An 11,579-nucleotide genomic window follows, 5' to 3' on the forward strand; every position below is an offset into this window, starting at 1 on the left:
ACCCCGACCTGATCGTGATCGTCGGCGCCACCGGTGGCGGCGCGGCCGATCAGCTGCGGGCGGCACTCGACCGCGCCGGGGCACAGTTGATCGTCGGCCGCGTCCGATGCCGACCCGGAGGATCCCAGGTCACCGCGTTGCTGCCCGACGGACGGGTGGTGCTCGGATTGCCGGGCAATCCCTTTGCCGCCGTGGCGACATTGCTCACCATGGTTCCGTCCGTGGTGGATGCGCTCACCGGGCGCACCCCGGCCCAGCCCATGCTGGGATCGGTGGTGAATGCCGGCGAGGTCGCCGGCGACACCGTGCGCATCCTGCCGGCCGCACTCCAGCCGGACGGCCTCTGGCGCGCCGACGCCGGGATCCGGACCGCGCACCTCGCCGGTCTGATCGGCCGCGACGCACTGGCGCTGATCCCGGCGAACGCCGACGATGACCAGCTCGTGGAACTGTTGTCGCTGCCGCGGTGACCGAAACGCTCAGCGCTGCAGGACCGGTGCGCGCAAGGCCGCGGGGATCCCGGTCCGAAAGCGCTCCGCGACCAGATCGACGATGGCCGGATCCACCCCCAACGGCTCCGCGACTCCATCTGCACCGGCATCGGCGAGCCGGGCGTGGAACAGACCGTGCGCAAGCAGATACGACGCAATGAACACACGCCGTCGTCCCTGAGTCCGGAGTTCGGCGACCACGCCGGGTACACGCGGTTCGGCGGTCGCCACGTATCCGATCCGGACCGGCGACTGCACCAGCTCCGAGAGCATCGCCGCGGCGCGGCGCACGTCGCGCAGTGCGCGCGGATCGGAGGATCCCGCCGCGGCGAGAACGATGGAATCACCAGGCTGCCAGCCCGCGTCGACGAGGCGACGCAGGAGGACATCGGCGAGCACCGGGTCGGGCCCGAGGGCGCCGGTGACAGCGGCCGACGGATGACCGCTGTCCGCCACCTCCCGCGGCACATCGGTGTGCACGTGGTAGCCCGACGCCAGGAACGCGGGAACCACGACTGCGGCGCCGGCGATGTCGCGCAGGACCACCGCGGGCGACGGCCCCAGTACGTCCACGAACGCCACCCGTGTGGGGCCCGCCTGTGCGGATACGGCCTCCGCAAGAGACGCGATCATCTCGACGCCACGCGTACTCCGCGTGCCGTGTGCCACGAGAACCAGTGCTGTCTCTGTCATTTCCCCACCTCTTCCCGGGCATCGACGCAATCGATGGGGTCGAGCGCGAGACGGTATCCGCGCTTGACCACGGTCTGGACCGCCTTCGGTGCACCCAGCGACGCGCGCAGGCGCGCAACCGCGGTTTCCACCGCGTGGGTGTCACCGCCCCCGCCCGGCAGGGCGGCGAGCAGTTCGTCTCGTGGGACGACGCGTCCCGGGCGAGCACCCAGAGTGCGGATCAGGGACATCGCGGCCGGCGGCAACTGGCGCACCTCGCCGTCGACGACCACACAGCCGCCCCGGATACTCAGTTCGTGGCCTGCGGTCTGGAACTTGGTTGCACGTCGCGGCAGTTCGTCCGCGATATGGCGAGCCAGGGCACCGAGCCGGGAGCGGGCCGGCATCGTCGTCGGCACCTCGAGTTCGCGCAGGGGGCCTGCGGTGACCGATCCGACACAGGCGGCGAGCACACGGTGCCGGAGTGAATGCAACACCATCTCGATCGATCCGGTCTCCTTCGCCCGGGTCAGCATCGAGGCCACTGCCGGGGCACTCGTGAAGCTGACTGCGTCGAGCCCACCGGTCACGATCAGATCGATCATGCGATCCATCGGGGCCTGGTCCTCGAACGGCGTCCATCGGTACACCGGAACCGCGATCACGTCGGCGCCCGCACAGCGGAGCACCTCGCAGAAGTCCGCGATCGGTTCCCATTCGGTGGTGGCTCCGTGCAATTGAACGGCCACCCTCTTCCCTTCGACACCCTCGGTGAGCAGATGATCGAGCACCTCCGCGGAGGACTCGGACGCCGGGGACCATTCTTCCCGCAGGTCCGCAGCCCGGATCGCACCCTTGGCCTTGGGCCCCCGGGCCAGCAACCGGCTCGACGCGAGCGCCCGCCCGAGTGCTTCCGCTTCCCCCCATCCGTCCGCAGCCTCCATCCAGCCACGGAATCCGATACCGGTTGTCGCCACCACGATTTCCGGCGGGTCCTGCACGATCGCACGGGTGACGCGTTCGAGTTCGGTGTCGTCGGACAGCGGAATGATGCGGATTGCCGGAGCGTGCACCACGGTGGCGCCCCGCCTCGTCAGCAGTGTCGCGAATTCCTCGGCACGACGCGAGGCGGTGATCCCGACCGTGAACCCGCACAGGGGCATCGCCTCGCTCACGAACTCGCGGCCCCGGTCACGTTCACGGTGTCGGGCCCCTCTGCGCCGACGAGGTCGCGCACGCTGTGGACCTGAACGACACCCGCCCACACCCGCACGTCGTAGACGGGCAACCGCACCGACTCGTCGTCGAGGCAGCGGCCGTCGACGAGCGAGAACACCTGCTTCAGCAGAGGTGAGGCCACGGTCGGCTCGCCTGCCCGGTCACCGACAAGACCGCGGGACATCACGGCGGCCCGGCCGAACGGGTCGATGTTGCCGACGGCACGCAGGGATCCGTCCTCGAGGAGGAACAACGCCACCTGTTCCCCACCCCGCAGCAGCACAGCCACCCCGAGGCCGGGAATCAACTGGCTGAGCGGGCACGCCGACGTCCAATCGAGCCTGCCCGACGCGACGCTGTCGCGCCTGGTTCTGCCGGCGATGTGCACGTTCATGTCTGCGACGGTCATCACAGTCCTCCTCGGGGCTGGTGCATTTCCGTGTTGCTACTCATAGTTCGGGGCGGGTGTTTCCGGGAGGTTAAGCGGTGATTACTGCGGTGTAGAGGCTGCGAATTTCGGCATTCCCATCAGCACCGGCACCTTCCGGGAACCCGACTCGTCGAAGGCGACCGTCGGGTCCGGCTCGTCGGGCGCGTTCACGAACGACACGAACCTCGACAACTTCTCCGGGTCCTCGAGGACACCGGCCCACTCGTCCCTGTACCCCTCGACGTGCTTGGCCATCGCAGCCTCGAGTTCCGCCGCGATTCCCAGACTGTCCTCGCACACCACGGCCGCGAGGTGCGCGAGCCCACCCTCGAGCGACTCCACCCAGGGTGCGGTGCGCTGCAGCCGGTCCGCGGTCCGGATGTAGAACATGAGGTAGCGGTCGATGTAGCGGACCAGCGTCTCGTCGTCGAGTCCGCCGGCCAGAAGTTGCGCATGCTTCGGAGACTGGCCACCGTTGCCCCCGACGTACAGATTCCAGCCGTTCTCGGTGGCGATGATACCGACGTCCTTGCCGCGCGCCTCGGCGCATTCGCGGGCGCACCCGGAGACACCGAACTTGATCTTGTGCGGTGACCGCAGGCCGCGGTAACGGTTCTCCAGGTCGACCGCCATGCCGACCGAATCCTGAACTCCGTACCGGCACCAACTGGACCCGACGCAGCTCTTGACCGTGCGCAGCGACTTGCCGTACGCCTGCCCCGACTCCATGCCGGCGTCGACGAGACGCTTCCAGATGGCGGGTAGCTGTTCCACCCGGGCACCGAACAGGTCGATGCGCTGACCACCCGTGACCTTGGTGTAGAGACCGAAGTCACGAGCCACCTCACCGATGACGATGAGCTGCTCCGGCGTGCACTCACCACCGGGCATCCTCGGGACGACCGAATAGGTGCCGTTCTTCTGGATGTTCGCCAGGAAGTGGTCGTTGGTGTCCTGCAGACCGGCCTGGTTGCGGTGCAGGATGTGATCGGAATCCGTGGACGCCAGGATCGACGCGACTACCGGCTTGCAGATGTCACATCCGGAACCCTTGCCGTACTTGGAGATCAGCGCGGAGAAGGTCCGGGTGTCGGTGGCCTGGACGATCTCGAAGAGTTCGGCACGCGACTGCTCGAAGTGCTCGCACAGCGCCTTCGACATCACCACGCCCGAAGACGCCAGCAGCTGCTTGATCGTGGGCAGGCAGCCGCCGCAGGTGGTGCCGGCGTTCGTGCAGCTCTTCACCTGCGCGATGTCGCAGGCGCCCTCGGCGATGGCGCCGCAGATCGCGCCCTTCGTGACACCGTTGCAGGAGCACACCTCGGCGTCGTCCGGAAGCGACCCTGCTCCGGGCTTCTCGGCTGCCGGCGAGATGAGCGATGCCGGATCACCCGGCAGTTCGCGGCCCACGAGCGGACGAAGCGAGGCGTACGCGGACGCGTCACCGACGAGGATGCCCCCGAGAAGAGTCTTCGCGTCGTCGGACACGACAAGCTTGGCGTAGGTACCCTTGGCTGCATCGCTGAGCACCACTTCGAGCGCGCCGGGGCTCTGCGCGTGCGCGTCACCGAAACTGGCGACGTCCACACCCATCAGCTTGAGCTTGGTGGACAGGTCGGCACCGGGGAATTCCGCTTCCCCACCCAGCAGCCGGTCCGCGACGATCTCCGCCGTGGTGTAGCCGGGGGCGACGAGGCCGTAGCACTTCCCCTCCACCGCAGCGCATTCGCCGACGGCGTAGATGTTCGCGTCCGAGGTACGGCAGCCCGTATCCGTGATGACTCCGCCACGTTCACCTACGTCGAGGCCGGCGTCGCGGGCCAGCTTGTCCTGCGGGCGCACGCCGGCGGAGAAGACCAGCAGTGCGGCGTCGATCACGGAGCCGTCGGACAGTTCGACAGTGATGCCGTTCGGTCCCTCCGTGATTCCGGCGGTACCGACACCCGTGTGGACGGTGAGTCCGAGGTCGGTGACCAGTCTGGCGAGCAACGCTCCGCCGCCCTCGTCCACCTGCAGCGGCATCAGTCGCGGAGCGAACTCCACGACGTGCGGGGTCATTCCCAGGAGCTTCAGCGCGTTCGCCGCTTCGAGACCGAGCAGCCCACCGCCGACCACCACGCCGACGGCCCCCGGTCCCGCCGCCTCCGCGCGGGCCCGGATCCCGTCGAGGTCATCGGGAGTCCGGTAGACGAAGCACGCGGGACGATCGTGGCCCGGGCTGGGCGGCACGAACGGGTACGAACCAGTCGCCATCACCAGCGCATCGTAGGAGAGCACCTCCCCGGATTCCATTGTGACCTTGCGGGATTCACGATCGACCGCCGACGCCCGCTGGCCGATCCGGAGATCGACCCGGTCGTCGCCGGGGTACTCGTTCCCGGCGAGGGCCAGCTCCTTCGGATCCCAGGCACCCACGTAGGAGGAGAGTCCGACCCGATCGTAGGCGGGGAGTGCTTCTTCACAGAGCACCGTTATCGACCAGAGGTCCGACTCGTCGCGGGCACGAAGAGCCTCGACGAATCGGTGCCCGACCATGCCGTGGCCGATGACCACGACGGACTTGCGGTCCTGCCCGGTGACTGCTTCTGACTTGCGGCTCATGTCGACGCTCCTTCTTGCTGACGTACTCGGGTCATGCCGTGACCGACACCGTTTCGTCCTGGCCCTCGACGGCTCCGACGCTGCGTGCGGAGGGCCGGCGCAGGTACACGAACCAGGTGACGGCGATGCAGACGATGTAGAAGAGGAGGAAGACCCAGAAAGCCATGGTCGCCGACTTCGCGGCACCGCCGTACGACGCCCGCAGTACCAGGTTGATACCGACACCGCCGAGTCCGCCGATGGCGCCGGCGAAGCCGATGAGGGCACCGGACATCGCACGCGACCACGCCGCCTTTGCCTCCCGGCTCAAGCCGTCGAGACCCTGCGCCTTGGCCTCGAAGATCGAGGGAATCATCTTGTAGACCGAGCCGTTGCCGATGCCCGACAGCAGGATCAATGCGATGAAGCCGAACACGAAGGCGATCATGACACCGGCGGTGGCCGCGCCGGCCGTGCCGTCGTCGATCGTGCCTGCGGTCACGAGCACGGCAGCGGCGAGCGCCATGGCGACGAAGGTGTACAGCGTGATCTTGCCGCCGCCGATCCGGTCGGCAAGCTTGCCACCCATCGGGCGGGCGATCGAACCGAGCAGCGGGCCGATGAACGCGATCTGCGCGGCGTGCAGGGCAGCCTCGGCGGGTGTGGCACCCCCTGCGAGGAAGTTGATCTGCAGAACCTGGCCGAACGCGAAGCTGAAACCGATGAACGAGCCGAAGGTGCCGATGTACAGGAAGCTGATGACCCACGAGTGGGAGAACGTCAGCGCCTTGCCCATCGACCGCAGATCCGACTTCTGATTACCGAGATTGTCCATGAACAGTGCGGCACCGACCGCGGCGACCGCGATGAAGACGAGATAGACGGCGCACACGATCCACGGCTCGGTGTTGCCCACCGTGGCGATGACGAGCAGACCCACCAGCTGGATCATCGGGACACCGATGTTGCCGCCACCGGCGTTCAGGCCGAGCGCCCAACCCTTGAGTCGCTGCGGGTAGAAGGCGTTGATGTTGGTCATCGACGAGGCGAAGTTACCGCCACCGACTCCGGCAAGTGCGGCCACCAGCATAAAAGTGGTGTACGACGCGCCCGGATTCAGCATCAGGTACAGCGTGCCCAGCGTCGGCACGAGCAGGACCAGCGCACTGAAGATGGTCCAGTTACGGCCCCCGAAGCGGGCCGTGGCAACCGTGTACGGGATGCGAAGGATCGAGCCCACCAGTGTAGGCACAGCAACGAGGAAGAATTTGCCTGCCGCGTCGATACCGTAGATCTCGGTGGGCATGAACAGCACCATCACCGACCAGATCGACCAGATCGAGAAGCCGACGTGCTCGGCGACGACCGACCAGATCAGATTTCTCTTGGCGACGTCCTTGCCGCCCGCCTCCCAGGCGTCGACGTCTTCTGCATCCCAGTGCTCGATGTAATGGCGATCCTCGTGCTGCTTCACCCAGGCCTCCTCGTTGTGTGGGAGACCTAAAGGTAGGAAACGGGTGTTGCGGTAGTGCTGCCGTCGGTGACCGGAACGTCAACTGATTCTCACTTGCCGATGCGGTCGATGTGAGGTTTCGGCCACGTTACCCAGACGTGTCGAACAGCGTCCGCGAGAGGCTTTTCGGGCCGCCAGCCGTCCTCGAGCATGCGCGGCCTGCCCGCTCGCGACCCGGCGATGATGACGATCACCACCGCGAAGGTGAGGTAGCCGAAGGACGCCGCCCATCCACCCGGCGTGAGTGCGGGTCCGCACAGCCGAGCCACGCATCCCGGGCGGCACGCGACTTGTTCAGCGAATTGCTCACCGAAACGTGATGACCCGGTCCACAGTCAGAGAAGCAGACGAACCACGTCGGCGGTGCGAGCGAGGCCGGGGAAGGCCTCCGCGGTAGATCGCGGATGCAGTGTGTGCACGGCCAGCCTGAACAACACGGCGCGCAGCAGCATCTGCGGCCACTCCGGCAGATCCTCCCAGCGCCCGACGAGCCCCTCGTCCGCGCCACCCCAGGAGATGGCGTCGACAACGGCGACCGCCGCAGCCCACGCCGCGGGCCGCCAGTACGGGGTGATGTCGGTGATACCGGGCGCCAGGGCTCCGGAGAACAGAACGGTACCGAACAGGTCGCCGTGCACCAGCTGATCCGGACTGTGGACGGGCTTGCGCAACGACGCCAGACCGGTGATCAGCTCCAGACTCTTGCGGCCGTCGGGAGACGGCGTCTCGAGTTGCGGGGTGCCTTTCGCACTGCGCAGCGGAATCTTCTCCCAGGCGGCGCGATCCGCAGCCACGAACACGTCCACCTCCGCCCATGGCGCGACGGGCGGTTGCACCAGGAACCTCGGCCGCTCCAACTGCGATGTGGCAGCGTGCAGTCGCCCCGCCATGGACACGACCTCGTCGTGACGCGGCTCCGGCGTGCCCATGATGAAGGTGTCGGCCCGCCAACCCGAGACCACATACCTGCCGTCCGTGGAACGGACGGGCCGGGCGAGCCGGACCCCGTCCACTTCCAGGTTCTCGCGAACCTTGGCCGACCAGGCGGCGCGGGCATGGTCGGCGACTGCCGACAGCACTACGTCTCCACAGAGCCACCCGCCGTCCCAGTCCGCACCGAGTGGAATGGGCTCGACTTCCCGGAGGCCGAAGGTGGAGCACACGTGTTGAGGAGGTTGGCCTGTGCTCACATGGACAACGCTACCGCCGACACAGCGGCCTGCGGCGCAAGGCGCGCTGTCCGGAGACTGCAATCACGCCGCAACAGATGCTGCACCGGTGGTCAGTAGACGGGAAGACTGGTATCCACCTGATTTGCCCACGCGATCACGCCACCCTGCAGATGCGTGGCATCCGAGAATCCCGCCTTCTTCAGGGCAGCCAGTGCCTCGGCCGACCTGACGCCGGTCTTGCAGTGCAGCACGATGGGCTTGTTCTGCGGAAGCTCGGCGAGAGCCTCCCCCGACAGGATCCGATCCTTGGGTATCAGGACCGCTCCCGGCAGGTGCACGATGTCCCATTCGACGGGTTCACGGACGTCGATGATCTGGATGTCCTTTCCCGACTCCAGCAGGTCGCGCAGTTCGGTGGCCGTGATCGTCGATCCCGCGGCCGCTGCCGCGCCCTCCTCCGAGACCACACCGCAGAATGCGTCGTAGTCGATCAACTCGGTGACCCGGGTGCGGGCAGGGTCCCGGCGCAGCGTGATGGTGCGGTACGTCATGTCCAGGGCGTCATACACCATCAGACGCCCGAGCAACGACTCCCCTATTCCGGTGATCAGCTTGATCGCCTCGGTCGCCATGATCGATCCGATCGACGCGCACAGCACACCCAGCACGCCACCCTCGGCGCAGGAGGGCACCATGCCCGGCGGCGGAGCCTCGGGGTAGAGATCGCGGTAGTTGAGTCCCCGTCCGTTCGGCGCATCCTCCCAGAACACCGAGGCCTGGCCCTCGAACCGGTAGATCGAACCCCACACGTACGGCCTGTGTGCAAGCACTGCGGCGTCGTTCACCAGATAGCGGGTGGCGAAATTGTCGGTGCCGTCGAGAATCAGGTCGTACTGAGCGAAGAGCTCCACGGCGTTGTCGGGTTCGAGACGGAACTCGTGCAGACGGACATCGACGTTCTCGTTGATCTCACGAATCGTGTCGCGCGCACTCTCTCCCTTGGGCCGGCCCACGTCGGACCGGCCGTGGATCACCTGGCGTTGCAGGTTCGACATGTCCACCTCGTCGAACTCGACGATTCCGAGCGTCCCGACACCGGCAGCAGCAAGGTAGAGCAAGGCGGGCGAACCGAGACCACCGGCGCCGATGACGAGCACCTTGGCGTTCTTGAGCCGCTTCTGCCCGTCCATACCCACGTCGGGAATGATGAGATGCCGACTGTAGCGGGCCACCTCTTCACGCGACAGTTCGGCATCCGGCTCCACCAGCGGTGGCAGCTGGGTGGTCTTCACGGAAACGTCAAACGACACGATCCACTCCTCCGATTGCGCACGCTGTACCGGTCGTCGCCGGGCACGTCTGATTCAACACACGGGCGAGGGGCATTCTTCCCGGCAGATCACGCACGAGGAAAAGGCCAGGGATTGAATCGACAGGTCAGTCCGTTCATCGGGACCACCCCCTCGGGATCGAGCCTGGCGATGTCGTCGTTGGACGTGCCGAACGACTGTTGCATCATCACCGGCGCGAGGCCGTCCTGCGTCTCGCAGGGCTGGTGGTCCTGGTATCCGATGGCGTGGCCGACCTCATGATTGATCTGATACTGCCGATACGACCCGATGTCGCCCTGGAAGGCGATGGCCCCGCGAACCCAGCGGGGCTCGTTGAGCACGACACGGTCGATGCCCGGGTTATAACAGGAGACCTCGAGTTGGATGTCGTATCCGCATGCGTCACGGATGGTCATCTGCGAGGTCAGCGAAACCCGGAAGTCGGGGTCACCCGAATCGACACGTCGAAACGCGAAACGGGGATCCTTGGTCCAGCTCTTCGGGTTGGCCAGCGTCTGATCGACCATGCGCCCGAAGGATTCGTCTCCGCCGAAGACGGACGCGTCCACACCGTCCTCGATTTCGACGGTGTACGTGAACTCGCGTTCGGTGCCCTGTCCGACCTTGCCACCGGCACCCGGGACGATGTGCCATGTTCCGGCGCCCGTCACGGTGAACGCCCCGCCGTCGGGCAGTGCGCCTGCCGGCAACTCGGCCGCGAAGTTCCCGTCGGCCTCTGGCGGGACACCGATGACGGACGAGCCGTCCGTGTTCCGGGACAGGGTGCCGAATCCTGGGCTGTCCGCCCCGGAACTCGCCCCACCGTCGCCGGTTCCCCGCACCGCGTCCACGACTACGAGGACGGTGATGACCAGAAGGATCGGTATCGCGTAGGCACGCCATCCGTAGGTCGACACGAATCGCCCGAGCTTGCTCTGCTTTCGCGCCCGCCGGTCCGGACGCGGGTTGCGGGGGCGGCCGACGTCACGGCTGATCGGATCCCACTGTGCCCGCAGCGGCTGATGGGACTGCGGTGAAGGCTGTGCACGCGAAGACAGGGACGACCTGGTGCCGGCGTCGCGCTGGTCGATTCCGCGCGTCTGCCTCTCGTCGCCGGCGGAGCGCCCGGGAGCCCGGCCACGCACGCGCGGTCCACCTCGGTCAGTCACGCAGCCAGAATCTCACAGTCCGTCGTCACCTCCGCCCAGTGCACCGGGACCGATTCTTCCGGCGTGTCACGCCTTGTCCCCCTGCAACATCACGGCAACCGTGTGCACCTGGTCACGAGCGACACGTCACCACCGCCAGTTACCGACCAGGAACCATGCCTGTACCGGCGCGCCGGGAGAGGCCATCATGGAGGGATACCTGCGCGCGGGTATCGTTCACACAGTTACACAGAATGTGACGTGGAGTACTTGTGCAGATTGGAATCCCCTCATGACTGAACTCGCGGATCGGACGAACTCCGATCGCGACGCCGCCAACGGCAAAGCAAACGGGGCACGTCGCAGTACGCGGCTTCCCCGCGATGCCCGTCGCCTGCAGCTACTCGCCGCAGCCAGCGAGGTCTTTGTCACCCGTGGTTATCACGCCGCCGGAATGGATGAGATCGCCGAGTGCGCGGGCGTCAGCAAGCCCGTCCTCTATCAGCACTTTCCCGGCAAGCTCGAACTGTACGTCGCAGTCTTGCAGAGCTACGTCGACAGCCTGATCTCCGGCGTCCGGCAGGCACTTCGTTCCACGACCGACAACAAGCAGCGCGTCCGTGCCGCTGTGCAGGCGTTCTTCGATTTCGTCGACAACGACTCACAGGGCTTCCGCCTCGTGTTCGAATCCGACCTCATGGGTGAGCCCCAGGTGCAGAGCCGTGTCGAGCAAGCCACCGAAGCGTGTGTGGACGCGGTGTTCGACCTCGTCAGTCACGATTCCGGCCTCGACCCCTACCGCGCGCGCATTCTCGCCGTGGGCCTGGTCGGTGCCAGCCAGTTCACCGCACGGTACTGGCTCGAGGCTGCGCGGCCCATACCCAAGGAGGAGGCCGTCGACACCACGGTCACCCTGGCGTGGGGCGGTCTGTCCCGCGTCCCGCTGCATGCCGACCAGCATCAACCCTGAGCCAGGGCCGAACGATCACAGACGAGAGGACCCGCAGTCCACGGACTGCGGGTC

The 11,579-nt window shown here is 66.8% G+C and carries 11 protein-coding genes; 2 read left to right on the top strand and 9 right to left on the bottom strand.

The genetic code is table 11. The features are described from left to right. Positions 1-470 (top strand): molybdopterin-binding protein (locus tag WAW17_RS21390; RefSeq protein WP_422334919.1); only part of this gene is annotated, 470 nt, incomplete at its 5' end. Between the two features lie 9 nt (positions 471-479). On the opposite strand, the gene WAW17_RS21395 is transcribed toward WAW17_RS21390, so the two are convergent. The 9 genes from WAW17_RS21395 to WAW17_RS21435 form a co-directional block, all read right to left on the bottom strand. Then, a complete protein-coding gene (locus tag WAW17_RS21395; RefSeq protein WP_422334920.1) occupies positions 480-1,184 on the bottom strand; it encodes a sirohydrochlorin chelatase in 705 nt (234 codons plus the stop codon). Next, positions 1,181-2,326 (bottom strand): uroporphyrinogen-III synthase, encoded by a 1,146-nt coding sequence (locus WAW17_RS21400; RefSeq protein WP_422334928.1) that lies wholly within the window; start codon positions 2,324-2,326, stop codon positions 1,181-1,183. The genes WAW17_RS21395 and WAW17_RS21400 overlap by 4 nt, the downstream gene beginning before the upstream one ends. An 8-nt stretch (positions 2,327-2,334) precedes the next feature. Next, positions 2,335-2,790 carry a nitrite reductase small subunit NirD gene (gene nirD / locus WAW17_RS21405; protein WP_422334921.1) on the bottom strand — a complete coding sequence of 152 codons (456 nt, stop codon included), beginning with the start codon at positions 2,788-2,790 and terminating at the stop codon, positions 2,335-2,337. Positions 2,791-2,871: 81 nt separating this feature from the next. Then, on the bottom strand, positions 2,872-5,412 hold the full coding sequence (nirB, locus tag WAW17_RS21410; protein WP_422334922.1) for a nitrite reductase large subunit NirB: 2,541 nt from the start codon (positions 5,410-5,412) through the stop codon (positions 2,872-2,874). 31 nt (positions 5,413-5,443) lie between these two features. Next, entirely contained in the window at positions 5,444-6,865 is a 1,422-nt protein-coding gene (locus WAW17_RS21415) for an MFS transporter (RefSeq protein WP_422334923.1), read from the bottom strand. Between the two features lie 89 nt (positions 6,866-6,954). Then, on the bottom strand, positions 6,955-7,173 hold the full coding sequence (locus tag WAW17_RS21420; protein ID WP_422334924.1) for a hypothetical protein: 219 nt from the start codon (positions 7,171-7,173) through the stop codon (positions 6,955-6,957). Between the two features lie 66 nt (positions 7,174-7,239). Beyond that, complete coding sequence (locus WAW17_RS21425; protein WP_422334925.1) at positions 7,240-8,094, bottom strand: TIGR02569 family protein; 855 nt, start codon at positions 8,092-8,094, stop codon at positions 7,240-7,242. A gap of 92 nt (positions 8,095-8,186) precedes the next feature. Beyond that, the gene (moeZ, locus tag WAW17_RS21430) at positions 8,187-9,368 is read right to left on the bottom strand and encodes an adenylyltransferase/sulfurtransferase MoeZ (protein ID WP_422334929.1); all 1,182 of its coding nucleotides are present in this window, start codon (positions 9,366-9,368) and stop codon (positions 8,187-8,189) included. A gap of 107 nt (positions 9,369-9,475) precedes the next feature. After that, the gene (locus WAW17_RS21435; protein WP_422334926.1) at positions 9,476-10,576 is read right to left on the bottom strand and encodes a DUF3152 domain-containing protein; all 1,101 of its coding nucleotides are present in this window, start codon (positions 10,574-10,576) and stop codon (positions 9,476-9,478) included. Positions 10,577-10,847: 271 nt separating this feature from the next. Here WAW17_RS21435 and WAW17_RS21440 point away from each other — a divergent pair, with 271 nt between their 5' ends. Further along, positions 10,848-11,525, top strand: coding sequence for a TetR/AcrR family transcriptional regulator (locus WAW17_RS21440; RefSeq protein ID WP_422334927.1), 678 nt, complete (start codon positions 10,848-10,850; stop codon positions 11,523-11,525). Positions 11,526-11,579: the final 54 nt, after the last annotated feature.

The sequence above is a fragment of the Rhodococcus sp. (in: high G+C Gram-positive bacteria) genome, assembly GCF_049286785.1.
Taxonomy (GTDB): domain Bacteria; phylum Actinomycetota; class Actinomycetes; order Mycobacteriales; family Mycobacteriaceae; genus Rhodococcus_F.

Excerpts from the sequence above, each read along its gene's own strand:
- WAW17_RS21395 (WP_422334920.1), bottom strand. The coding sequence starts at position 1,184 with ATGACAGAGACAGCACTGGTTCTCGTGGCACACGGCACGCGGAGTACG.
- WAW17_RS21400 (WP_422334928.1), bottom strand. The coding sequence starts at position 2,326 with ATGCCCCTGTGCGGGTTCACGGTCGGGATCACCGCCTCGCGTCGTGCC.
- nirD (WP_422334921.1), bottom strand. The coding sequence starts at position 2,790 with ATGACCGTCGCAGACATGAACGTGCACATCGCCGGCAGAACCAGGCGC.
- nirB (WP_422334922.1), bottom strand. The coding sequence starts at position 5,412 with ATGAGCCGCAAGTCAGAAGCAGTCACCGGGCAGGACCGCAAGTCCGTC.
- WAW17_RS21440 (WP_422334927.1), top strand. The coding sequence starts at position 10,848 with ATGACTGAACTCGCGGATCGGACGAACTCCGATCGCGACGCCGCCAAC.